This is a genomic window from Blautia sp. OF03-13, from assembly GCF_003460685.1.
GTDB lineage: Bacteria > Bacillota > Clostridia > Lachnospirales > Lachnospiraceae > Fusicatenibacter > Fusicatenibacter saccharivorans.
In genome coordinates this window covers 120,319-146,016 of record NZ_QTVR01000007.1, presented here as the reverse complement: position 1 = coordinate 146,016, position 25,698 = coordinate 120,319, and the positions used below count along the sequence as shown (strand labels likewise).

17 protein-coding genes and 3 pseudogenes are annotated in these 25,698 nt (G+C 48.3%); 5 read left to right on the top strand and 15 right to left on the bottom strand.

Going from position 1 to position 25,698, the window contains the following annotated elements:
- Positions 1-57 precede the first annotated feature (57 nt).
- The 11 genes and pseudogenes from DXA55_RS07320 to DXA55_RS07270 all read right to left on the bottom strand — a co-directional run bounded on the left by DXA55_RS07320 (position 58) and on the right by DXA55_RS07270 (position 13,194).
- Positions 58-1,542 carry a C69 family dipeptidase gene (locus DXA55_RS07320; protein ID WP_117813536.1) on the bottom strand — a complete coding sequence of 495 codons (1,485 nt, stop codon included), beginning with the start codon at positions 1,540-1,542 and terminating at the stop codon, positions 58-60.
- Between the two features lie 72 nt (positions 1,543-1,614).
- On the bottom strand, positions 1,615-3,312 hold the full coding sequence (locus DXA55_RS07315) for a M20/M25/M40 family metallo-hydrolase (protein WP_158565056.1): 1,698 nt from the start codon (positions 3,310-3,312) through the stop codon (positions 1,615-1,617).
- Positions 3,305-4,615, bottom strand: coding sequence for a CapA family protein (locus tag DXA55_RS07310; protein WP_119188878.1), 1,311 nt, complete (start codon positions 4,613-4,615; stop codon positions 3,305-3,307). Before DXA55_RS07310 ends, DXA55_RS07315 begins: the two co-directional genes overlap by 8 nt.
- A gap of 129 nt (positions 4,616-4,744) precedes the next feature.
- Entirely contained in the window at positions 4,745-5,485 is a 741-nt protein-coding gene (locus DXA55_RS07305; protein WP_055219249.1) for a gamma-glutamyl-gamma-aminobutyrate hydrolase family protein, read from the bottom strand.
- Between the two features lie 96 nt (positions 5,486-5,581).
- Positions 5,582-6,673, bottom strand: coding sequence for a M42 family metallopeptidase (locus tag DXA55_RS07300; protein ID WP_117802602.1), 1,092 nt, complete (start codon positions 6,671-6,673; stop codon positions 5,582-5,584).
- A gap of 43 nt (positions 6,674-6,716) precedes the next feature.
- Positions 6,717-7,517, bottom strand: coding sequence for a M55 family metallopeptidase (locus DXA55_RS07295; protein WP_117802603.1), 801 nt, complete (start codon positions 7,515-7,517; stop codon positions 6,717-6,719).
- On the bottom strand, positions 7,514-8,506 hold the full coding sequence (locus DXA55_RS07290) for an ABC transporter ATP-binding protein (RefSeq protein ID WP_055219243.1): 993 nt from the start codon (positions 8,504-8,506) through the stop codon (positions 7,514-7,516). The genes DXA55_RS07295 and DXA55_RS07290 overlap by 4 nt, the downstream gene beginning before the upstream one ends.
- A 1-nt stretch (position 8,507) precedes the next feature.
- Positions 8,508-9,520, bottom strand: a pseudogene (locus tag DXA55_RS19220) (ABC transporter ATP-binding protein).
- A 15-nt stretch (positions 9,521-9,535) separates the two neighbouring features.
- Positions 9,536-10,420 carry an ABC transporter permease subunit gene (locus tag DXA55_RS07280; RefSeq protein WP_055265632.1) on the bottom strand — a complete coding sequence of 295 codons (885 nt, stop codon included), beginning with the start codon at positions 10,418-10,420 and terminating at the stop codon, positions 9,536-9,538.
- 12 nt (positions 10,421-10,432) lie between these two features.
- Positions 10,433-11,353, bottom strand: coding sequence for an ABC transporter permease (locus DXA55_RS07275; RefSeq protein WP_022463233.1), 921 nt, complete (start codon positions 11,351-11,353; stop codon positions 10,433-10,435).
- A gap of 140 nt (positions 11,354-11,493) precedes the next feature.
- Positions 11,494-13,194: a glutathione ABC transporter substrate-binding protein gene (locus DXA55_RS07270; protein ID WP_022463232.1), complete on the bottom strand. Its 1,701-nt coding sequence runs from the start codon at positions 13,192-13,194 to the stop codon at positions 11,494-11,496.
- Between the two features lie 287 nt (positions 13,195-13,481).
- Between DXA55_RS07270 and DXA55_RS07265 the strand changes: the two genes are divergently transcribed.
- Positions 13,482-15,452 carry a sigma 54-interacting transcriptional regulator gene (locus DXA55_RS07265; protein ID WP_158565055.1) on the top strand — a complete coding sequence of 657 codons (1,971 nt, stop codon included), beginning with the start codon at positions 13,482-13,484 and terminating at the stop codon, positions 15,450-15,452.
- A gap of 1 nt (position 15,453) precedes the next feature.
- On the opposite strand, the pseudogene DXA55_RS07260 reads toward DXA55_RS07265, so the two are convergent.
- The 4 genes and pseudogenes from DXA55_RS07260 to DXA55_RS07245 form a co-directional block, all read right to left on the bottom strand.
- Positions 15,454-16,520: pseudogene (locus tag DXA55_RS07260) on the bottom strand (P1 family peptidase).
- A gap of 380 nt (positions 16,521-16,900) precedes the next feature.
- Positions 16,901-17,191: a septation regulator SpoVG gene (gene spoVG / locus DXA55_RS07255; protein ID WP_022463229.1), complete on the bottom strand. Its 291-nt coding sequence runs from the start codon at positions 17,189-17,191 to the stop codon at positions 16,901-16,903.
- Between the two features lie 28 nt (positions 17,192-17,219).
- The gene (gene glgD / locus DXA55_RS07250; RefSeq protein ID WP_022463228.1) at positions 17,220-18,335 is read right to left on the bottom strand and encodes a glucose-1-phosphate adenylyltransferase subunit GlgD; all 1,116 of its coding nucleotides are present in this window, start codon (positions 18,333-18,335) and stop codon (positions 17,220-17,222) included.
- A gap of 1 nt (position 18,336) precedes the next feature.
- A complete protein-coding gene (locus DXA55_RS07245; RefSeq protein ID WP_117802608.1) occupies positions 18,337-19,608 on the bottom strand; it encodes a glucose-1-phosphate adenylyltransferase in 1,272 nt (423 codons plus the stop codon).
- Positions 19,609-20,305: 697 nt separating this feature from the next.
- Here DXA55_RS07245 and murC point away from each other — a divergent pair.
- From murC to DXA55_RS07225, 4 genes and pseudogenes are all read left to right on the top strand, one after another.
- Positions 20,306-21,696: pseudogene (gene murC, locus DXA55_RS07240) on the top strand (UDP-N-acetylmuramate--L-alanine ligase).
- Between the two features lie 535 nt (positions 21,697-22,231).
- Complete coding sequence (locus tag DXA55_RS07235; RefSeq protein ID WP_117813530.1) at positions 22,232-23,395, top strand: DnaD domain protein; 1,164 nt, start codon at positions 22,232-22,234, stop codon at positions 23,393-23,395.
- A 21-nt stretch (positions 23,396-23,416) separates the two neighbouring features.
- Positions 23,417-24,415: an ATP-binding protein gene (locus DXA55_RS07230; protein WP_117813528.1), complete on the top strand. Its 999-nt coding sequence runs from the start codon at positions 23,417-23,419 to the stop codon at positions 24,413-24,415.
- Positions 24,412-25,602, top strand: coding sequence for a ribose-phosphate pyrophosphokinase (locus DXA55_RS07225; RefSeq protein WP_022463223.1), 1,191 nt, complete (start codon positions 24,412-24,414; stop codon positions 25,600-25,602). The genes DXA55_RS07230 and DXA55_RS07225 overlap by 4 nt, the downstream gene beginning before the upstream one ends.
- The last annotated feature ends 96 nt before the right edge of the window (positions 25,603-25,698 follow it).

Sequence of the window (25,698 nt, the reverse complement as noted above, 5' to 3'; positions counted from 1 at the left end):
TGCGCGCAATTTTTCCTGCGCGCAGAACCATTCTCTTATTCTTTCCCTTAAAAAGCCTTACGCATCCGATCTGGAATACGCGTTTTTCATCTGGTTGCTGAGTTCAAAGAGTACCTTGTGCAGTGTTGCACCCGTCTCTTTTTTCAGCATTTCAGCCATTTTGTTGTTTGCTTCTTCTCTCAATTGTGTCTGTTTTGTTTCGTCTGTCTCCCCTGCAAGCAGCGCATCGTACTGATGGATCAGTGCATGGCCTTTTGCCATCACCTTTTCCTGATACCGTTCAATGTGGAAGATAGAAGACTTATAGGACGCATCTGCCATTGCTGCTATCATGCGGCTTGCCCAGTAGAAATTATCTGTGGAAACCTCTCCCGTTGTGTTGGAAAGATACTCCGGTGTTGTCGTCACATCGGTGTAGAACGGAACCAGCACATTGAACGCATTCGACGCAAATGCGATCCACTGCAGAATGCCGTTGTCTCCTTTGTGATCCGGGCGCATCTGGATGACAGAAAGGAAATCGGTCCGGTTGACACCGATGGAGCGGTATGCCCCCTTCCACGATTTCTCGCCGTATGCGGCATACGGGTCGTACGGTGTTCCCTGATAGTGGGAAGACAGTACGTATTTCACATCCTCTACGGTGATCTTCTTCTCCGGAACCATCATCCACGGAATATCGTCAGATACCGGTGTGTAATCGGCATCCGGTCCGTCCCATTTTTTCGTGTGCGGGTTCAGACAGCGCTCCATGAACCAGGCACGCGGTGTATTGTAAACGTGATCGGAATCATCGTGGCTTCCGAAAGCATCGCGAGGATTAAAATTTCCATCCATAGAAAGATCCAGATGATATGTTTCAATAAATTCTTTCAAGTCTGCTGAGCACATATATTCCTTCTGTTCGCCGAGTGCATCCTCCAGATCAAAATGGTCGATGCCAAGCTGGTTCGGCATGGCCACATAATGGTCATCCGGCACTTTCACTGCCATCCAGTGATGGCCGCCGATCGTCTCCAGCCACCAGATCTCATCGTGGTCCTGAAATGCAATGCCGTTCATCTCGTATGTACCGTACTGCTCCAGCAGGCTGCCCAGTCTTTTGACACCTTCTCTGGCGCTTTTAATATAAGGAAGAACAATATAAACGAGATCCTCCTCGCCGATTCCGCCCGGAACCTCTTCTTTTCCGTCTTCCGCCGGCTGATAAACGACAAGCGGATCAGCACCCAGCACACGCGGATTCGATGTGATTGTCTCGGTCGCAGTCATACCGACCTGCGCTGCATTCACGCCGCTTGCCGCCCAGACCCCCTCGCCTTTTTCTGCGTTTGGCACTGCAGTGTACCGCATCGGATTGTCCGGAAGCTCAATGGTCAGATGTGAAATCTCGGTTTTATAGGTTCTCGGCTGCTCCTCCGGGTGAATAACCACAAATTTTTTCGATGTATAATGGCCTGCACCGGAATCGTCATTTCGCGCGATCATGGTGGAACCGTCATATGATGCTTTCTTTCCAACTAAAATAGTTGTACAAGGCATAGCTATAGCCCTCCTTTTGCTGTCTTATGCTTCCGATTATGACACTTTCAACTGCGATTTGCAAGCACCATGTTATCTGTCGTTTTCTTCCTTTTTTACAAAATAAACCGTATCAATTCCTTCTCCCCTGTCATCCTTCAGCCGCCTGACAAGACTATATCCCAGCTTGTCCAGGATATGCTCCTGGGCCCCGTTCGTGGACCAGGTACGGAGAGTAATCCGGCTTCCCGGAAATTTTGCCGCGATGTCCTTTTCTGCTTCTGCATACATTACCTCCGAAATTCCCTGTCCGCGGTAATCCGGCCAGACGCAGAGGGTGGTCAGATAGCAGGAATCCGGATATGCTTCCAGATTTTCACAGTTAAAATGATCCTTCCAGGTCATAAAGGCCCGCACGACTCCCTCTTCCTTCCACAGCACCACATGCTGACTGCAGATATTTTCCAGATATTCTGCAATTCCATCCGTCTTTTCTTCTGTCTCGGCCCAGTTCGTCTGGGATGTACTGTTGCGGTGGGAAAGCGGCGGAACGAAGTCCTGATCGCACAGCTCCAGCAGCCGCCGGATTTCCTCTCTCTCTTTTCGGTCCTCTATCCCGTCCCTTACAACGACTCTGCTCTCGCAGCACATCCACGGAAGCCGGCATACGAGTGCTGCGGCTGCACACATGCCATCTTCTACACTGGCGGCATCAAGCCATTCTTCTCTGGTATGTGCTCCCCCGCCCCGGCAGAAACCGACACAGATGGCAGGAATATGCCGCGACAATGGGATATTACAGTCTGTAGATGCCTCAGAGCATACCGGCTCTTCCCCGTCGGCTGCCTTCAGCGTTTTCTGCGCACACCGCGTCATACGTGCCATCTGGACAGGATCGGTTTCTCTTGCGCACGGCCGCTTTCCGACGAGCTCACAGGAATACTGTACCTCCTCACTCTGGCGTGCTGCTATGGTCTGCTCCAGATATGTTTCGCAGGCTTCCAGACTCCGGTAATCCTCCGAACGGAATTCAAACAGCATGGAGGCATCCTGCGCAATCGTATTAACAGAGGTTCCTCCCTCTATTTTTCCCACATTGTATGTTGTATGAGATGCTGCATCCGTCTGAAAACGGTAAAGCTCTCCGATCAGACCCGCAAGCTCTGCAATGGCATTTTTTCTTCCGAAATTCAGGAAAGAATGACCGCCCTTTGTTTTTGCCGAAATCCGATACCGGACAGACCCGATGCAGATGGGATACATTTTATCCCGATACAGGTCAAAGGCTGCCATTCCACACAGATTTTTTTCATAATGGTCGACAAGCGCGCGAACTCCGCACAGATTGCCAAGCCCTTCTTCTCCCAGATCCGCTGCAAAAATCAGACCGCATGGAAGCTCCGGCTCTGTCTCATGAACGTATTTTGCCGCCATCAGAAGCATCACGACATTCACGGTATCGTCTGTGATGCCGGGACAACGCCAGATCATTCCGTCTTCTTTAATCTCCAGCGGCTCCTCCAGCGAAAACACAGTGTCCAGATGCGCCGTATACAGAACCTTCTTTTCCTGTTCCGGCCGATACTCCCAGATTACATTTCCAAGCTCATCCGTATGAACCGACTCCATGCCCTGCTGTTTCATCCATTCCATGCAATATGCGATTCTCTGATCCTCTTTTCCCGTTTCCGTCGGGGTCAGTGTCAGCTCCCGCAGCGTCTGCAGCGCAAGTTCTTTGTTGTTCCGGCAAAAGTTTCGGTATTCCTCTTCTATTTCCCATTTTTTACGCATGAAGTACAATCCTTCCTTCTTTGTATTCCCATTCTGTTCCATATCTCTTGCTCACGCGGGTGAGATATTCTGCAATTTTTTCTGCTGTTTTTTCGTCTGCTACGTACGGAATATTTTTTTCTGCGTTTTCCCTGTCCATACCAAGCTCGACCGGCAGAAGCTCCAAATGTGTGCATTTCCCCTGACAGATCTCGAAATACGGCAGCACACTCCGATAGACCTCCGGAATTTCGTAGAGGGAATGTGAGGACTGCTCCTGCCGCCTGGCGATTCCGATGGATGCTGCCGTGTGAATATTCAGACCATATTTTTCCATGTAGTCCGCAGGCAGAAGGCGTACATACTGATTTTCAAAAATAAAATTTCCGAGGCAATAGAAAATCGGACAGTCATGATACAGTTCGATTCCCTTCAGCTGATGCGTTCCGCCCCCGATCACCGCGCTGGCGCCCGCATCGATACAGGCGTGTGCAAATTCCTCCAGAAAATAATCCGCTTCCTCGTCATTGTCCTTACGGATTTCATGGGAATGTACCATAACCAGGACTGCCTCACATGTCATCTTCGCTTCCCGGATTGCATCGACGGTGCGTTTCACATCGATCGGATTCGGGCTGGAGCTTCTTCCCTCTGTTCCGTCCTTGCTGATTTCAAACATTTTCCCGCCAAATTCCATGATACCCTCGGGAAGCGGAGCGATAAATCCCTCCTGCCGGTGCAGATCCCGCAGTCCGTTGATTCCGGTCACCTCTGCAATCTTTGCAAGATCCTGCGCATGTTTCTCCGTAATGGTATATTTTTCCGAAAAGCGCAGCGGATTTAAGCCCGGCCTGCCAGGCTGCCGTTCCGTCTGGCTTCCCGCCCTGGCTGCATTTTCAAAGGTAGAACAGATATCAATCACCGCAATCTGTCCCGCTGTTGTGTCCAGAATGGCAGGACGCGATGCTTCGTAAAGATTTTTGCCTGCTCCGGCATATGCCACATCCTTTTTTTTCAGTTCGCTGATCGTAGATGCAAGTCCTTCGTAGGAATAATCCATCGTATGATTATTCGAAATCCCAAGAAAATTAAAACCGTAACGCAGGGTATCTTCCAGACACTTCGCATCTGCCGTCAGCCATGTTCCGCCGGAATACGCCGATGCGTAACAGCTGCCGTCCGATATCGTTGTTTCCAGATTCGCCATCCGAACCTCTCCCTGCATCAGAAATTCGCGAATCGGCAAAACATCCTGATATCCCGGCAGAAGCCGTTTCATAATCAGAATATCACCCGCCGCCGATACTCTTATTGTTCTGTTCATTCTTTTTTTGCCTCCCGAACGATTCCTGCTCTCTGCTTTTAGAATCGCATCTTTATCCATTCTTATTTTTTCGTAACGGTTCAAAAGTCCCATCCCGGTTTTTCTTTCCTTTTACATGGTTCCAAATCGTTACTTTTTCTCTCTGTATCTGCTGCTTCTTTCTACCAGATCCGCAAAAAGGCGGTTCATCTCCGGCGCTGAGTGGATCAGCCCTTCCGGATGCCACTGTACGGCCACAATCTGTCCGTTGCGGCTTTCTATCGCCTCGATGGTTCCATCCGGCGCCGTTGCTGAAACCACGATGTCCTCTCCCGGCGTACGCACTGCCTGATGATGCATGGAGTTTACCGCATGGGTTCCCGCCCCAAGGATTTCTGCCAGATGGGTTCCCTCTTTAATTTCTACATGGTGATGCAGATACGACCGCTCCAGGGACTGCAGATGCAGAATTGTAGTTTCCTTCTGTGTATAGATATCCTGGTACAGATCACCGCCGCACAGGACATTTAAAAACTGAATTCCTTTGCAGATGCCAAGCATAGGCATTCCCATCTCTTTTGCTGCCCGTCCAAGTGCAAACCATGCCTCGTCGATCTCCGGGCGGATGGTCTGGATCTGCGGTTTTGGCTCTTCCCCATAATACCACGGATTTAAGTCCTCTCCGCCGGGAACCAGAATTCCGTCGCACACAGCAAGTATGCCTTCTGGATCCGCTTTCATGGCAACTGCCGGAATTGCCATAGGAATTCCGCCGTTATTCAGAACTGATTCGATATAATCGCTGTTGACATACATTCTCTCCGCACTTGAAAAAAGTCCCGGCTGTGTTTTATACGTATTTCCCAAGATTCCAATGATCGGTTTTCTCACTTGTAAACTCTCCTTTTTTACCAGATATGCCGAAAACGGCTTCACCTTTCCTGTGAACCCGCTTCCGGCATGCTTTTTCTTTCGTTATCGAATATTTTACAGTACATCCTGATGGCAGATATGACGGATCTTTTCCTCATCTAAAGCACGAATGACATTGGCTGCCATTGCGCTTGCTGCCTCCAGGTCTTCTTTTGCGCAGAAATTGTAATGGCTGTGCGCATAGCGGGATGGAACACCAAGCACCAGACACGGAACTGCTTTTCCTGTCACGCTGATTTTTGCTGCGTTTGTACTTCCGCCTCTTCTTACACTCTCCTGGTATTTGATTCCGCATTTTGCTGCCACTTCCTCGGCCAGTGAAATAAACTGCGTATTGGAAATATAGCTGTTGTCCAGGATACGAATCTGAACACCCTTCTTCATGCAGCCCTGTGCCTGTCCTGCGCTGATGAAAAAGTCATCGGAAGGAGATCCTTCAAATACAATGGCAAGATCCGGTTTTACAATCTGGCTCGTTACCACAGCACCGCGGGTTCCGACCTCCTCCTGCGCCGCAAAGGCACCGACAACATTAACTGCAAGAGAAGCCTGCTCCTTTTCCAGCTGTTTCATCGTATCTACGATGCACGCGCAACCGGCACGGTTGTCAAATGCTTTTCCGAAGCAGATTTCATGCTCTGCATCGTATTCAAAGGTTACATCCGGCATCATCGGATCACCGATATGGATTCCGAAAACGTTTTCAACCTCCTCGCGGCTGGTTGCTCCGACATCCACATACATTTTTTCAATTTCCAGAGTCTGACTGCTGCGTTCCGCTGTTGTCATGAAATGAACCGGTTTTGCGCAGATAATACCATGTACCATTTTTCCGGATCTGGTGCGGATCCATACCGCATGTGCCGGAAGGCTGGTCAGATGAAAGCCGCCAAGCATGATAATGCCAAGGCATCCGTTGTCCTGGATATTCTGTACCATGAAACCGCATGCGTCCAGATGGGCATCCAGCTGGATGACCGGACGGGAATCCTGCTTTGTTCCCGGCATCCGCACATACAGGTTATTCATTGCGTCATTTTCTACATCAAATTCTTTGCAGTAATCTGCTATGGTACGGATGACATCCTCCTCAAATCCACTTGGTCCAAATGCATCGGAAAGCTTACCAAACATTTCTATATCCATTGTTTTATCCTCTTTTCTTTGGGTTTCTATCAGATTTATATTCTTAATATACAACAAAGCAGTGTGCTGTGACAATATCCATCCAGCGATCTGTCTCCAGCTTATTTGTGAAGGTATCTACCCTCTGCATTCCCGGATAAAACGACATCGTGTACGCTTTTTTCCAGTCTTTATAGGTTACCTCATATGTAAAGTGCTCCGGAAGAGCCACCTGACACTCTTTTTTCTGTCCGGCAACTGCCTTTTTTACCCCTTCCCGGATTTCGGATATCACTTTTCCTTTCGCTTTGCACCACGTTGCCGCACCGACACCATGCTTCGTTTCCACTGTCGTAATGCCCGGAATCAGTTCTTTGGCCTGACGGCAGATCTCCTCATCTCCGGAAAGAAACAGCACCGGTACGTGATGTGATGCTGCTGTATAGCTGTTCAGCATGCACTCACTCATCACTTTTCCATTCAGATGAATATACAGGCTGTTTCCTGTCGATGTGTGGCTGATCGAAAAATTGGGATCTCCTGCCGGTGCATGGTATCCAAGATACAGTACGCCGTCATAGCTGTCGTCGATACCATACATCATATTATACGGATGACCACTCTTTCCCCGGATCAGGGTGACATACTCCGGCATTTTCAGCGGGTCAATGTTGGATGCATCTCCGTGACCGTCCTTTACGACAATCTCATCCGCGCCCGCTTCATGTGCTGCTTCGCATGCCGCAACGACCTCTTCGGTCATCTCCTCTGCAAATCTCTGGTATACGCTTTCCTTCTTATGTGTTTCATCGGTCAGTGCCACTCCGGCACAGCCCTCGATATCTGCACTGATAAAAAGCTTCATTTCTGCTGTTCCCTTCTTTCTTTATCATAAAGATGACAATATACGTAATGTCCGTCATCCACTTCATACCGCTCCGGCGCCTGTGTTTTGCAGCATTCCATGCATTTTGGACATCTGGTATGGAATTTGCAGCCTGTCGGCGGCTTGTGGGCGGATGGGATGCTTCCCTCAAGCAGAATTCTTTCTCTTTTTGCCGTCGGATCCGGAACCGGAACTGCAGAAAGCAGTGCCTGCGTATACGGATGCATCGGATTGCTGTAAATTTTCTCTTTTTCTCCGACCTCCACGAAATTGCCGAGATACATAACGCCGACACGGTCACTGATGTATTCCACAACGCTCAGGTCATGTGCAACAAAAATATAGGTCAGATCCAGGTCATGCTTCAGTTCATTTAAAAGATTCAGAACCTGCGCCTGAATAGACACATCCAGTGCCGAAACCGGTTCGTCTGCGATGATCAGAGACGGTTCTACCGCAAGTGCACGGGCAATTCCGATTCTCTGACGCTGACCGCCGGAAAATTCATGTGGATAACGGTTTGCATGGTAGTCATCCAGTCCTACCCGGTGCAAAAGATCCAGCACTTTCTTTTCCAGATCCGCTTTATCCTGATACAGATGATGCACCAGCAGCGGCTCTGCAATGATATCAAAAACGGACATTCGTGGATTCAGGGACGCATACGGGTCCTGAAAAACCATCTGTACTTTTTTCCGGATGGAACGCATTCTCCGGTCATTGTACTCTGTAATATCTTCGCCATCCAGATACACATGGCCCGATGTCAGATTTTCCAGTTTGCAGACGCCTCTTCCCAGTGTGGATTTTCCGCAGCCGGACTCGCCTACAATTCCGAATACCTCGCCTTTTTTCACCTCAAAGGTAACTCCGTCTACCGCTTTGACGAATTCCTTTTTCCCAAATCCGCTTCCGGCAACCGGATAATAAATTTTCAAATCCTCTACTCTAAGTAATGTATCTGACATCCTAGTCACCTGCCTTCTCTACGTGATCTGTTTTGAGCTGTCCGCTTTCGCAGAGCCAGCATCTGCTGATATGGCCTTCCTCGATCTGGAAAAATCCCGGTTCTTCCTCGCGGCATTTTTCCGAAGCGTATGGACATCGCGGCTCAAATTTGCAGCCTTTCGGCATATATTTCGGGTTTGGAACGTTACCCGGAATCGACTTCAGTTCTTTTCCGGCGTCTCCCAGTCTCGGAATCGATCCCAGCAGTCCCTTCGTATACGGGTGGGACGGATTGGCGAAAATTGTTTTTACATCTCCGCGCTCTACCACGCGGCCGCAGTACATAACGGCAACATCATCGCAGACCTCTGCAACGACGCCAAGATCATGTGTAATAAACAGGATGGATGTACCTGTCTCTTTTTTCAGCTGATTCATCAGATCCAGAATCTGTGCCTGAATCGTTACATCCAGCGCAGTCGTCGGCTCATCCGCAATCAGGATTTCCGGCTTGCATACAAGCGCCATGGCAATCATGACCCTCTGTCTCTGTCCGCCGGAAAGCTGGAACGGATACTCCTTCATCATATGCTCCACACGCGGAACACCCGTTTTCCGGAGCATGTCCTCTGCCTTTTTCAGTGCCTCTTTTTTTGATATTTTTTCGTGCTGCAGAACGCATTCTGCACCTGGTCTCCAATCTTCATGACCGGGTTCAGACTGGTCATCGGTTCCTGGAAAATCATGGAAATCTTGCTTCCGCGCAGCTTTCTCTGCTGTTCCTTCGTCAGCTTTACAATGTCATCGCCATCCAGCAGGATTTCGCCATCAGCAATTTTTCCTTTCGTTCCGGTCAGTAATCCCATCACAGAGAGGGATGTCACGCTCTTTCCACTTCCCGACTCGCCTACGATACCAAGCGTTGCGCCGCGTCGAAGCTCCACATCGACACCGTCTACTGCTTTGATCACGCCGCCATCGGTATAGAAATACGTATGTAAATTTTTTATCTCAAGTACGTTATCAGTAGCCACTTCTGCTCCTCCTTATCAATCGGAAAGTTTCGGATCGAGTGCATCGCGAAGTCCGTCGCCTAACAGGTTAAAGCTCAGTACGGTAAGGAAAATCGCAAGACCCGGGAAAATCGTCACATACATTGCACTTGCCATATAGTTTCTTCCGTTGGAAAGAAGCAGTCCCCATTCCGGTGTCGGCGGCTGTGCGCCCATTCCCAGGAAGGAAAGGCTTGATGCTGTCAGAATGGAAGATCCAAATGACATGGAATACTGTACAATGATGTCCGGAATGGCTCCCGGCAGAATATGGTGAAACAGAATTCTTGCATCGGAAACACCGATGTTCCGTGCCGCCAGGACAAAGACGGAATTTTTCAGGCTCAGCGTTTTGCTTCGGACAAGCCGCGCAAAGGTCGGTGTAGAAAAGACAGCGACCGCAATCACAACGTTTGTCATGCCGCTTCCGAGGATTGCCACGATGGCGATTGCAAGAATCAGTCCCGGAAAAGCGAACAGGACATCGCAGATTCTCATAATAATAGAATCAATCCATCCGCCGTAATATCCGGCCAGAAGTCCGAGAATGGTACCACAGACTGCACCGACCGTAACAGCGCCGAATCCGACTGCAAGTGAAATCCGGGTTCCACAGACGATACGGGAAAACAGATCCCGTCCAAACTCATCCGTTCCAAACAGGTGCTTCATACTTGGTCCCTGCAGAATCGCATTGTAATCATACTCATTGATTCCGTACGGCACAATTTTGCTTCCGAAAAACGCAAGGAAAATGAGAAAAATGATAAAACAAAGCGCAACTACTGCATTTTTCTGTTTTTTAAATTTTCGAACCATCTCAGAAAACGGAGTTTTAATTCTCTCCTGGTTCTCGGTCTGTACTTTTTTCTTTTCTTTCATTCCACTCATCTCCTACTGAAGTTTAATTTCCGGATTCAGAACCGCATAGAGGATATCGACAATCAGGTTGATGACGATAAACTGCAGCGAAAAGATCAGAATCAGGGACTGGATTGCCGGATAATCTCTGTAATTGACCGATTCAATCAGAAGGGAGCCAAGGCCAGGATAGGCAAATACCGTTTCTGTGACAACAGAACCTCCCAGCAGAAAGCCGAACTGCAGACCCACAACCGTCACGACGGAGATCATGGAGTTGCGGAAAACATGCTTCCAGATCACAACCTTTTCTTTGATTCCTTTTGCTCTTGCTGTTCTGACGTAATCTTCTTTTAAAACCTCAATAATGGAGGATCTTGTAAATCGTGCGATCACGGCTGCAATTCCGACGCCGAGCGTGATCGACGGCATAATCAGACTTTTCAGGCTTGTTCCGCTTGTTGTCGGCAGAATTCGCAGTTTTACCGCAAACAGCATAATCAGCAGAAAGCCGATCCAGAACGAGGGGAGTGAAATACCCGAGACCGCAATCGTCATTCCGGTATAATCCTGCCATTTTCCCCGGTGTGTTCCGGACCACACACCAAAGAGCACACCAACAACCGAGCTCCACAGCAATGTGACAAATGCCAGACGGACGGTATTTCCGAATCTTCCCGCAATTTCCTTTGTAACCGGCTGCTTTGTTCGAAGGGAGGTTCCGAGATTTCCTTTTAAAAGTCCTGTCACGTAGGTAACATACTGTGTCGGAATGGATTTATTGAGGCCAAGCTCTTCTCTTACTGCCTCTACGTCATCCTGTGTTGCCTGCTCTCCTGCAACGAGTCTCGCCGGATCTCCCGGAATCAGGCGGACAAAGAAAAATACAAATGTAACAACAATAATCAGTGTGGGGATCGTACCCACAATACGCTTCAGTATATATTTTGGCATATTGTATCTCCTACTTTCATGCTTATCCTACAGGTACAATCCCACGGATCACTGCCTGCTTTCCTGTTTGTAAGAAACCGGCGCCCTCTTTTGATGGAAGGACGCCGGGGTCTTTTTCATATCCTTATTTCAGTCTGCCGTTATTCGGCTGCCATTCTGGCATTTCTCATGCCGATGCTTCCATCGCCTAACAGATATACTCCGGTAATGTTGTTGCTGGTTGCCCAGATGTTTTTATCACTTGCGATGCAGAGCAGCGGAAGATCCTTCCATACAGTATCCTGTACTTCTGCATAGATCTCACCACGTTTGTCTTCATCTGCTGTTGCAAGACCATCTTTGAGAAGCTGATCTACTTTTTCATTCTCATAGTAGCTGATATTGAAGCTCATCGGCGGCTCAGACTCGGTTGCCAGCATCGGGCGAAGTCCCCAGTCAGCATCACCGGTGGAAGTAGACCATCCGCTTAAGTAGCAGTCTACCTCGGCATCTGCTCCTGCGCAGTCAGCTCCCTGAACCTTTTCATTCAGAACGGCATTTTCCATTCCGTTCAATTCCAGATCAATACCAACCTCAGAAAGCTGCTGTTTGTAGAACTCTGCTTTTTTCTGATTTGCTGTCGTGTTGCTGTACATCAGTGTTGTGGTAAATCCATCCGGATATCCTGCTTCCTTTAACAGCTCTTTTGCTTTTTCCGGATCGTAGGAATACGGATCATTTCCTTTGTAGTGCTGTACTTCTTCTCCTACCATAGAAGTTGCCACAGAACCGTAACCGTTCATAACGACCTGGATATATGCCTCTTTGTTGATTGCATAAGCCATTGCCTCACGAACCTTCACATCGTTGAACGGTGCTTTCTGTGTATTCATGAAGAAGTACCATACGGCGATGCTGTCGCCCATTCCAACGGATACGTTGCTGTCACCTTTTAAGGTGTCAACACTTTCTGTCGGTACAGACCACATAATCTGTGCGTCACCTGCCTGAATTGCAGATACACGGGTAGCACTTTCTGCAACCGGTTTGAATGTGATGCTCTTAAATCCTGCATCTGCATCTGCCAGAGCAGTTCCGCCGCAGACGTCTGCGTCATATCCCCACCAGTCTTTGTTCAGCTCTACCTTCATATGGTCACCGGCAACCCACTCAACAAATTTGTACTGGCCGGTTCCTACCGGTGCCTGTGCACAGGCATCTTCTCCTGCTTCAATCTGTTTCGGGCTCATGATCAGCGTAGCCGGATGTGCCAGGTTGCTGATGAAAGCACCGAATGACTGTGATAAATAAATTTTAACGGTATAATCATCTATCTTCTCTGCATGATCCAGAACATTGCAGAGGAATGTAGTACGTTTCAGTCCAAGGCTCTTGTCTGCCCATTTATTTACGTTTGCAATCAGGGCATCTGCATTCCACGGAGTTCCATCGGTAAAGCTTACGCCCTCACGAAGATGGATCGTATACTCGGTTGCTTCATCGTTTGCTTCGTAGCTGGTTGCCAGCATCGGAATGATCTGCATATTCTCATCGAATCCAAACAGACCGTCCATCATCATTCGCTGTACACCACCGGAAAGTGTATCGGAAGTATCCATCGGATCCATGGTGGTAAAGTCTACAGCTACCATTGCCGTAACATCAGAATCCTGGGATACCGACTCGCCTGCCGGAATCGAGATGGTATTCTTCGTATCTGCTTCCGAACTGGATGAGGTCGATGCAGCAGATGCTGTTGATGTGCTCTTACTTGTGTCAGAAGAACCTGTCGATCCACATGCTGTCAGTGCCAGTGCCGTTGCTGCTGCAACCAGAGCACGCATTACATGTCTTTTTTTCATTGTTGTCTCCTCCTTTTCTGCAAGTGTTGCTGTTTTCTTTGTTCTTTCTTTTCACAGATAACAGAACCATGATATAAAAAAGAGCAAAGATGCCTTACCTTTTTTTACAGCCCCTTTGCTTAATCGGTATTATAGATGTAATGCGTCACTATGTCAAAGCATTCTTCCTGATTTTTTCTTTTCTTTTTTGTCTTTTTGCATTTAGGTTGTTTATTTTCGTCAAAAATGATATAATTATCCTAATTTTTAACCCATTATCACTTTTTAGCAGGAAAAGAGGTCCCTTTATGAACAGAACACAAAAGCTTGGCAACGTATTGATCATTTCTTCCCGGAAACGAATGCTTTCCGAATTTCAGTCTTATCTTCACTCCGTGCTCGGTGAATATCTCACCTTCAATACCCTTTTGAGAGAGCAGGCCACAGACCCCTCTCTCTTCCGGGGATACCAGTGCGTCCTTTTTCCAACCGCCCGCGCCATGGAAACCTTTCCGCTTACCCTTGACTCCTCCATTTTGCAGCTCCCCTGCGACCGCGTTTTCAACCATATGTTCCTGGATAAAATCATTCAGATTCCGCCGCACGAACGTGTCTATCTGGTAAACGATGATAAATATTCCACGCTCGCTATCATTTCCCAGTTTGAGGAATGCGGCATCACACAATATGACTTTGTTCCGTTTTATCCCGGATGCAAGGATACCGAGTCTGACATTCAGTTTGCCATCACCGCCGGCGAGCCGCAGCTCGTTCCTTCCCGCATTCCCAATGTGCTGGATATCGGCAACCGCATCATCGATATTTCCACTATTTTACAGCTCTGCGAATATTTCAACATTCCTCTGCAGACCGTAAACCGTGTATCGCGCAATTATGTCAATCAGATTCTTCACACCGTCAAGACCTCAGAAACTTACTATACAAATTATGTACAGACCGAACAGCTCATGCAGGTTATCCTGTTCTCTCTTCCCATTGGCATCTGTCTGTTTGGTGCGGATGGCCTCATTCAGTTCATGAACGCTAAATTTGCACATGCCTTCTCGCTTCCCTCCTCCAACTTTGAAGGACAGCCTTTTTCGGAATGTCTTCCGTCTGCCTACGCGGACACTGCTTTCGACCGCAACGGTGACTGGACCATTCTCCTTTCGGATCAGAAAACACAGATCACGTTAAGCGTTCTCTCTATGGTTTTTCCGGATACAGAACCTGTTTTTCTTGCGTTTCTTCCCGATGGCAGATCCACGGAAATGTCGGTATCGAAAGACGAAAAAACGGAAGAAAGCACTTTTTTTGCTTCCTCCCGTACCTTTTCCCTTTCCCTGTCCCACGCAGATTCCGTCCAGAATCTGATGGCGCAGGCCAGACATCTTGCACTTTTTGATTTTCCGATTCTGATCCAGGGAGAAAGCGGTACACAGCGCCGGACACTCGCACGTGCGATCCACAATTTTTCGCGCCGCCACCATTATCCGTTTTCCGTTCTTCATTCTCCCGGAAATGATCTGACCGAAGCCTCCCTGCTCCGGCTTCTTGCCGAAACCAACCATGGCACACTCGTCCTTTCCCAGGTGGACCGTTTTCCGCTTTCCATTCAGGATCTGCTGGTCAATGTTCTTACCAATGTTCATGGTAACTTCTTTTCCGCACCGGAAACCCGCCGTTTCGATGTGCGGATCATTGCTATTGCGGATGATAACCTTTACAAAAAAGTAGAAAAAGGAACCTTCCTGCGGGAACTTTTTCACCTTTTAAGTGCTTCAGAGCTTCAGACAGTCCCGCTCCGCAGACGCAGGGAGGATATTCCCGATCTTCTCAATTACTTTCTGCTTCAGTTTTTCCACAACACCGATATGACCTGCGACCGGATCTTTTCGGAAGGGCTTCTGCGCTTTCTGAAGGAATATGCGTACCCCGGAAATATTCATGAGCTGTACAATCTGTCCTGCAGCCTGTTTACCCGGTACAGCAGCCATAAGCTGCAGCTTTCCGATCTGCCAACGTACCTCCGCTCCCGCCAGATGGCTGACGTTTCCCTCACCGACCTTCAATATCAGGTTCTTTCTTTCGTATCGACGCATCCGAAAGCAGGCCGCCTGGCAATCAAAAACGGACTGGCCGACGGAGAAACCTTTGTATCCGAAGCGGCTCTGCGCACCGTACTCGGAGAGCTTTCTTCCGCCGGTTATCTCATCGTGCACCGGACAAAAGGCGGATGTGAAATTTCCGAGCTGGGGCGTATGGTTCTGGAAAAATAATTTATTTCAGAAATCCCGGTATTTCCAGAAATTCTGCAAGGCTGCGGTATCTGGCTCCGTCCAGGCCTCTTTTTTCCTTTGCGGTTACCATAGAGTTCAGGATCGCTTCCTCCACAGCCTCTGCCGCTGCTTCAAATGCCTCGTTGATTTTTTCTTCTTTTATCCGGGCGCACGCTTCCACCTCACATGTACTCTTTGTGTCCACGCGGTTTGCCGTTGTAAATCCGATCATGATTTCACCGCTTCCGTGGCCGGTGTAGGCTCCTGTTCTGGCGATTCCAACTCCACAGCGGCGGATAATCCGGTACAGCTGCCGCTCCGATACCGGAAGGTCTGTTGCCAGAACCGTCATAATAGATCCCCGGTCTTCGGCGCTGCTTCCGCATTCTTCCTTCCGGATCCGCTCCAGAATCTTCTCTCCTGCCGGTTTTCCACTGATTTTCAAATCTCTGGTTGCCCCGAAATTTGACTGTACCAGAACGCCAATGGTATATGTTTTTCCATCCAGCACCAGCGTGCGGGATGCCGAGCCGATTCCCCCTTTCAGCCCATAGCAGATCGTTCCTGTTCCGGCGCCGATATCACCTTCCGCAAAGTCTGTATCCGCCTGCTCCAGTGCCTGATACAGCTCTTTTTCCCCCACTACCCGGTTACAAATCTCATTGATCCTTGAATCATTACATTCTCCGACAACCGGATTGATGGAAAAAACATCTTCCCCTTCTTTTTGGGTCTGCTGTATCATCCATGAAATCATGCATCCGCCACTTTTCCAACATTCAGTGTATTGGTCAGGGCAATAGGCGTTTCAAGAGTTCCAAGCTCCTGTACCTGCACAAGACCGCACGTTTTCCCAAAACCGTTATGCACGTAGGCAGACGCCAGGTACTTTTTCAGAAACGGATTGCCTTCTCCCGGCACAATCACCGTCACTCCGGTATGCTGATTGCCACTTTCCACCGTCGCATGGCCTACCCGCACACCAGGCACATCTGTAATTTTGTTTCGCGGTCCGCTTTCATGATGTCCTATCCGATATCCATAATCGCTGATTCTCTTCTGTCTCATCCTGTTTCCTCCTCTTTTTCTGATGTGCTCCCGGAATTTTTCAGCTCACGCAAATACGGGCACAAAAAAGACTCCGCAGATACATTTTTCTCTCACTTTACGCTCTCTTCTCTTTTCTGTCCATACCTCTTCCCACAATTTTTCCTCTTTTCTTTATATTTTTTCCATTTCTTTTAGAATTTGGACACACTTTGCTCACATATTCCTTTTATAATAAATCTCGGATAGTTGATAAACCACTCACTATCTCCCCCCTCATAAAAAGATGGCGATATACTTTTATATATCGTCATCTTTATTTTTACTGACAAAAACGCCCCCGGGCAGAAAACGTAACCACTTCCGTTTTCCGCCCGGGGGCATTCTTTCTTCCTTTTTGCTCAGGCCTCTGCAGCAGCTTCCTCTGCTTCCGCTTCTGCCATCGCCTGTTCGTACTGTTTCAGGATAATGGTCTGAATTTTTTCTCTGGTTCCGGAGTTGATCGGATGTGCGATATCGCGGTACTCCCCGTCCGTAGCCTTACGGCTCGGCATTGCGATGAACAGTCCTTTTTCTCCTTCAATCACCTTGATATCATGTACAACAAATTCGTCATCGATTGTGATAGACACAACCGCCTTCATTTTTCCTTCTTTTGTTACCTTGCGTACTCTCACGTCTGTAATGTTCATAAACTTTTATGCCCCTTTCACCCCATAATCAGATGGCGTATCTTTCGTTTTTTTCGACAACAATTTTGATGCCGTCCTCCCCACAGTGATAGGAGTTTGCACGGATGGTGTCCCTGCTCTCCACAATACAGTTTTCAATGTGAGTGTTGTCTCCGAGATATACATCATTTAAGATGATAGAATTTTTAATCACACAGTTGTTTCCAACATATACCTTCTTGAACAAAACAGAGTTCTCAACCTGTCCGTTGATGATACAGCCGCTGGATACAAGAGAATTTTTCACTGTGCAGCCAGGATTGTATTTTGCCGGCGGAAGATCGTCGATCTTGGAGTAGATGCCCGGATACTGTCCGAAGAAGTAATCTCTTACCTCCGGTTTGAGGAAATCCATGTTGGTTCTGTAATAGGAATCTACGGTAGCAATGTTGCTCCAGTAGGTATTGATCTTGTATCCGTAAATCCGTTTCAGGTTTTTGTAACGGATTAAAATATCCTTTACAAAGTCGTAGCGGTCTTCCTGTGCGCTGCGCTCAATCATTTCGATCAGCTGGCGACGGCGGATGACATAGATACCGGTAGAGATCACGTTGGAGCTCGAAACCATCGGTTTTTCCTCGAACTCCTCGATGCGGCAGTCCTCATTCATCTTCAGGACGCCGAAGCGGCTGGTATCTGCTTCCTTGGAATCCGTGCATACCACGGTAACATCCGCACGTTTTGCAATATGGTATTCCAGTACCTTATTGAAATCCAGTTTGTATACGCCATCTCCCGATGCGATGACTACGTACGGTTCATGGCTGTTTTTCAGCCATGTCAGGTTCTGACTGATCGCGTCTGCCGTTCCACGGTACCACCAGCTGTTATCTGATGTAACGGTTGGAGAAAATACAAACAGACCGCCATGTTTTCTTCCGAAATCCCACCATTTGGAAGAGCTCAAATGTTCATTTAAGGATCTGGCGTTGTACTGTGTCAGGACAGCCACCTTCTGAATATGAGAGTTTGCCATGCTTGACAGCGCAAAATCGATGCTGCGGAAGCTGCCTGCGACCGGCATAGCTGCAACGGCTCTTTTATTGGACAGCTCTCTCATTTTGTTGTTGTTACCGCCTGCAAGAATAATTCCCAATGCTCTCATATTACTCACCGTCCTTTTCTACAATTGCTCCGCCGGACGGAAGTGTGCCATCCGGGTAATCCTCAAGGGAAGTTTCGCCGGAAATGCAGACATTCTTTCCAATGGTTACGCCATCCGGAATGACTGCCTTTTCTCCAACGGTCACAAGTCCGAATCCGTAAATATTCGGTTTTAAGACGTTCGGCGCTTCCTCGCCAACGCCCATCACAACATGCCTGCCGACATGTACGTTTTCTGCAATAATGGCCTTATTGACCTGGGTTCCCTCGCCGATTGTGCTGTGGCGCATAATAATAGAATCTCTTACAACAACACCCTTTTCAATGCGCACATCCGCACCGATGACGGAATTATGTACCTCTCCGTAGATTTCAGCGCCCTCGCCGATAATACAGCGGTCGACGACAGCGTCCCCTGAAACATACTGCGGACGGATGATATCACCTTTGGTATAGATCTTCCAGAACTCCTCATATAAATTGAATTCCGGAATAATATCGATCAGCTCCATATTTGCTTCCCAGTATGAGCCAAGCGTTCCGACATCTTTCCAGTAGCCGTTGAACTCATACGCAAACAGACGTTTTCCGTTGTCGCGGCAGTACGGCAGAATGTGTTTTCCGAAGTCACAGCTCGGCTGATCCTTCAGGGCTGTCAGAGATTCCTTTAATGCTTTCCAGCTGAAAATATAGATGCCCATAGAAGCGAGGTTGCTTCTCGGGTGCTCCGGTTTTTCTTCAAATTCGGTAATTCTTCCGTTTCCGTCTGTGATCATGACACCGAAACGGCTTGCTTCTTCGATCGGTACCGGCATACATGCGATGGTCACATCTGCGTGGTTTGCTTTGTGATAGTCAAGCATCACCTCGTAATCCATTTTGTAAATGTGGTCGCCGGAAAGAATCAGAACATATTCTGGATTGTATGTTTCCATATAAGCCATGTTCTGGTAAATTGCATTTGCAGTTCCTGTATACCATTCGCTGTTTGTACTTTTTTCATATGGCGGCAGAACGGTTACGCCGCCTTCGTTTTTATCGAGATCCCACGGAATACCGATTCCGATATGGGTATTCAGCCGCAGCGGCTGATACTGGGTCAGTACGCCTACCGTATCAATTCCTGAATTGATACAATTACTGAGCGGGAAGTCGATGATTCGATACTTTCCGCCAAATGCTACTGCCGGTTTTGCCACTTTCTCCGTGAGCACACCGAGACGGCTTCCCTGACCGCCTGCCAGCAGCATTGCTATCATCTCTTTCTTAATCATGCAATCACCTCTTGTCGTATCTAAAGATTTGCAGTAACTGTAAGAATGTACGGTTCTACGCTTACCGTTCACCGGTTTTCCGCGAGCGGTAACCTTCACTGCCCCCATTTCAGGCTTTGCCTTGCAAGAAGGGGCTGCTTACACCTGAATCACTTTCGCACGCAGCGAAACAGCACCTGCCTCCCTGTGTATGAAACAGCCACCATGCTGTCGGTTCTGGTTTTTCATATCCACGCACTTCTTTGATAACTACAATTAAAATTATATCACACTTCCGTCTCATTGTGAACATTTTTTATAATTTTTCTTTTATTTTATCTTATATTTTATTGATTTTGACTATGCATTTTATTTGTGTCAAAAATCGTATCATGATTTTCTACAATTTTCGACAGCGTATTCATTTATTTTTACCAGTTTTTGTTACATTTCGTTCATTTTAGTTTGCAATATTTCTTTTTGCATATGATCTGGTTTATAATACTTATCCATTGTTTTTTATTTCATTTTCGAATTCATCCGCTTTTTTTCTTTTACTTTTCCGGCAAATACGTGTATACTATTAGCCAGAACAGTTCCAGCCGGATTCCGGGGAACCGGCGCTGCATTTCGTTCTGTTCTTTCCTATATTAATCGAAAAATATGTATTGAGAAAATTTCCCCATTTTCAGTGAAAAGACACATTGAAGGAGATACCATGTACGAAGTAGATTTCAGTAAACCAATCCATATACATTTTATTGGCATCGGCGGCATCAGCATGAGCGGCCTTGCGAGATTCTTTTAAAAGAAAGCTTTACAATTTCCGGTTCCGATGCAAAAGAAAGTGACCTGACCCGCCACCTGACTTCTCTTGGCGCACAGGTTTTCTACGGTCAGAAGGCAGAAAACATTCTTCCGGGAACCGACCTTGTTGTTTATACCGCAGCCATCCATCCGGACAATCCGGAATTTGCCGCTGCAAAAGCTGCCGGTGTTCCGATGCTGACCCGTGCCGAGCTGCTCGGACAGATCATGCGCAACTACGATACACCGATCGCCGTTTCCGGTACACACGGAAAGACGACAACAACTTCTATGCTCTCCCACATTCTGATGGCCGCTGACTGCGATCCGACTATTTCTGTCGGCGGTATTCTTCCGTCCATCGGCGGAAATATCCGTGTCGGCCATTCCGAAACCTTCCTGACCGAGGCATGCGAGTATACCAACAGTTTCTTAAGCTTCTTCCCGAAAATCGGCATTATCCTCAACATGGATGCAGACCATCTCGATTTCTTCAAGGATATCGATGACATCCGCCACTCCTTCCGTGCGTTTGCCCGTCTGCTCCCAACCGACGGCATGCTGATTATCAACGCCGATACGCCGAAATACGATTACGTAACCGAAGGCCTTGGCTGCAAAATTGTCACCTACGCGCTGGAGAATCAGTCTGTCGCTGATTATACCGCTGCCAACATCACCTACGATGAGTTCGATCACCCGTCCTTCGACTGCATCTGCCGTGGCGAGCTGCGCGGTCGCTACACGCTGATGGTTCCGGGACTTCACAACGTTTCCAACGCCCTGGCTGCCATTGCACTGGCCGATGAACTGCAGCTGCCGGAAAACGCCATCCACGAAGGCTTTGCCACCTTCCGCGGAACCGACCGCCGTTTCCAGTATAAAGGTACATACCACGGAGCAAAGGTGATCGACGATTATGCGCATCATCCAACCGAAATCCGTGCAACGATGGAAGCCGCTGAAAACTGTGCGCACAGAACACTGTGGTGCGTCTTCCAGCCGCATACCTACACCAGAACGAAAGCGCTGCTCGATGATTTCGCCGCCGCTCTTTCCCTGGCAGACCATGTGGTTCTCGCCGATATTTACGCAGCCAGAGAAACCGATACGCTCGGCATCTCCTCCAAAGATATCCAGGAGCGCATTGTAAAACTCGGCACTGCCTGCGAATATTTCCCATCCTTTGCGGAAATCGAAAACTATCTGAACGAAAATCTTGCCGAGGGCGACATGCTGATCACCATGGGTGCCGGAGACGTTGTAAAAATCGGTGAGGAACTTCTTGCTTCCGAAAAATAAAATCATTCTTTCGCTTTACCTGCTCCCTGTGGAAATGGAGTTTTCCTTTTTTCCACAGGGTCTTTTTTTGCTCCGAATCCACACAATCTGTCTTTTCGCCAAATAGTTACGCACATTTTTATTCACAGCTATTTTCCTGTATTTTCGCCTGTTTTCAGAGTTATCCACATTGTCCACAATTTTATACACATTTTTACGATCCACACAATGTGGATTCCCTGTGTATAACTTTGTTTACATAACGATATCACCAGAAAGCCCTATACTTCCCTGTTTTCCTCCATTTTTCAACATTTTTGGTAGATGATAATATTTCACAAAACGGATTTCTCCACATTATCCACATTGTCCACAGTCCTTTTTCATCCACCGTGCCTTTTTCCCGGAATGTTTTTTCCGCAAAACACCTATTCACTTGTCGAAAATACTGTGTTATACTTGGTTGTGTATGAGAAGGCAAGACGTATAATAAAAAACAGATCGCTAAAAGTAAAAATCTGCCGCACGATAAGAACAGGATGGTGTAATTTTGAGTATGCTGACATTAAACAATGACTGCCTGGCCAGTGTGACTGCTGTGCCGGATCTTTTTCTGGAACAATATATGCCCGCAGCCAACGGAGAATTTGTAAAAGTGTACCTTTATCTGCTGAAGCTGGTCAAAGACCATCAGCAGGATTCCACTCTGTCATCGATGGCAGATTTTTTTTCCTGCACGGAAAACGATATCGTCCGGGCGCTGAAATACTGGGAGAAGCAGGGACTCCTCTCGCTCTCCTACACCGCTGGGGAAAGCGTTCCGACCGGAATCGCCTTTCTGCCGCTTGTCCGGAAGGAAGAAAGCGGAATCCTTCCAACACCGGAATCCTCGATTTCCGGCCCGATTGCGGCTGCACCGGCTGTTTCTGCTGTATCCGTTGAAATCCCGCAGACGGAACAGACCCCGGCTCCATCACCACAGCCGGCCGTTTCTGCCCCATCTGCCTCTTCTCCGGCAGATGATCTTTCCAGTTCCGGTATTTCCGGACAGTCAGTAGAAAAAAAACACGCTCCCGGCAGCCGCGAAGAACTGCAGCACGTTCTTTACGTTGCGCAGACGTATTTCGGTCATCTTCTGTCGCCAACGGAAATCGAATGCATCATGTTTTTCTATGATGATCTCCACTTTTCCGCGGATCTTCTGGAATACCTGGTGGAATACTGTGTTTCGAAGGGAAGCACCAGCATCCACTACCTGAAAAAGGTAGGACTCGCCTGGCAGGAAAGCGGAATCCGCGATGTTGCCTCTGCCAAACAGGAGACCACGACATTCAACAAACATTACTACACAATTTTGAAAGCATTCGGCATCCGCAACCGCGCACCGGTGGAAAAAGAAGCCGAGATGATGGACCGCTGGCTGAATACCTACGGTTTTACGATTGATCTTATCACCGAAGCCTGTCAGCGCACCGTTTCCAAGATCGGCCAGCCGAGCTTCCAGTACGCGGAAGGCATTCTCTCCAAATGGAAGGAACAGGGCGTCCGCTCCATGGCAGACGTCGAACAGCGCGATGCGGAGCACCAGAAAAGGAAGAAAACCGCTTCTGATCAGAATGCGGCACGAAAAACCGCTCCTGCTGCTTCAAGTAACCGCTTCAACAATTTCCATCAGAGAGAATACGACTACCAGAAGTTAGAAGAACAGCTTCTGAAATAACGCCCGGAGGACGAAACAACTATGGCACTGACAAACCCGCAATACGATGCGATTATGCGCATGTACAACGAACGGCAGCTCCGCCACCAGAGAGAACAGCAGGAGCACATCCGCATTGCTTATGAAAAGATTCCGCGCCTTGCGGAAATCGACGCCGAGATTGCATCCCTCTCGGTTCGGAAAGCAAAAGCGATGCTGAACGGAGACGCTTCCATGGATCTCGACCTGAATGCTGCCATCCGTGACCGTTCCCAGGAACGCGCGGCGCTTCTTTCCATGCACGGCTACCCGGCAGACTATCTCGAGCTGACGTATGACTGCCCGCTCTGCCGCGACACCGGCTACATCGACGGCACGCAGAAATGCGCCTGCTTCAAAAAAGCTGCCGTCGATCTTCTGTACCGGCAGTCCAACGTGGAGGAGCTTCTGAAAACCGAAAATTTCAGCCAGTTCTCCCTGGATTACTACTCGGACAGCCTGACCAGTACCGGAACACCGCTCACTTCCCGCGAGGCCGCTGCTGCCGCGCTCGAAAAAAGCCAGGCGTTCGTCCGCAATTTCGGCTCGTCGTTTGAAAATCTCTTCTTTTACGGCGACACCGGTGTCGGAAAAACGTTTCTTTCGCACTGTATTGCCCGCGAGCTGATCGAGCAGTCGTTCTGTGTGATTTATTTTACTGCATTTGATCTGTTTGACCTGTTTGCACGCTACACCTTTTCCAGTTCAGAAGAAGCAAAAGACGCTCACGCCAATATCTTTGACTGCGATCTTCTGATCATCGATGATTTAGGTACGGAACTGACCAACAGCTTCGTCTCTTCCCAGCTCTTTCTCTGCATCAACGAACGCATCCTGCGGAAGAAATCGACGATCATCTCCACGAACCTGCCCCTTGACCGCTTCATGGAGACGTACTCGGAACGTACCTTTTCACGAATTTCAAGTAACTACACCATCATTAAACTTTTTGGAAACGATATTCGGATCCAGAAAAAACTTTTGGGAGGAACCAAAGCATGAGTAAGGGAACTGAAGGACATTTTGACACACTGCCAATCGGAAGACTGGGACTGATCCCGCTGAACAGCAGCGCCGCACTTGGAAAAAAGGTCGACGATTATCTGGTCAGCTGGAGAAAGGGACGCGGCAATGAATTTGCGGAAAAATATGTCGCTGCCTATGAAGGATATGAGCGTGACAGCTACATTATCCAGTCTCAGGTTCCGCGTTTCGGTTCAGGCGAGGCAAAGGGTATCATCAACGAATCTGTCCGCGGTGACGATATCTACATTCTGCTCGATGTCTGCAACTACAGCCTGACCTATTCTCTGTGCGGCTACACCAACCACATGTCTCCGGACGACCACTTCCAGGATCTGAAGCGTGTCATCGCAGCCATCGGTGGAAAAGCCCGCAGAATCAATGTCATTATGCCATTCCTGTATGAGAGCCGCCAGCACAAGAGATCTGGAAGAGAGTCTCTCGACTGCGCACTTGGTCTGCAGGAGCTGACTGCTATGGGCGTAGAAAACATCATCACCTTCGACGCTCACGACCCGCGTGTCCAGAACGCGATTCCGCTGCATGGATTTGAAACCATCCAGCCGGCTTACCAGTTCATCAAAAACATCCTGCGCAATGCACCGGATATGAAGCTCGACAAGGATCATCTGATGGTCATCAGCCCGGATGAGGGCGGTATGGGCCGTGCTATCTACATGGCAAACAACCTCGGTGTTGACATGGGTATGTTCTACAAACGCCGCGACTACTCTACCATCATTGACGGACGCAACCCGATCGTTGCCCATGAGTTTCTCGGTGCTGATGTCAAAGGTAAGGATATGATCATCATCGACGATATGATCTCCTCCGGCGAGAGTATGCTGGAAGTTGCCAAACTCTTAAAGGATCGTGAGGCACGCAACATCTACATGTGCTCGACCTTCGGACTGTTCACCAGTGGACTGGAGAAATTCGACAAGGCTTATGAGGAAGGACTCTTCACAAAAGTTCTGACCACCAACGTCGTATACCAGACACCGGAGCTTCTCTCCCGCGAGTACTACATCAGCTGCGACCTGAGCAAATATATCGCTCTCATCATCGACAAGCTGAATCACGACGCCTCCATCAGCGGACTGCTGGATCCGGCGGATCGTATTCAGAAAGTTATTAAGAAATTTAAGAATCACGAGAAGATCTGATATTCCAGGGTTCGAATTTGGAACCCGCCAAACATGAGGAAGTAGCGCCAGCGGATTCCGAATATTTGCAGAATCGCGGAACAATTCGTGAATATC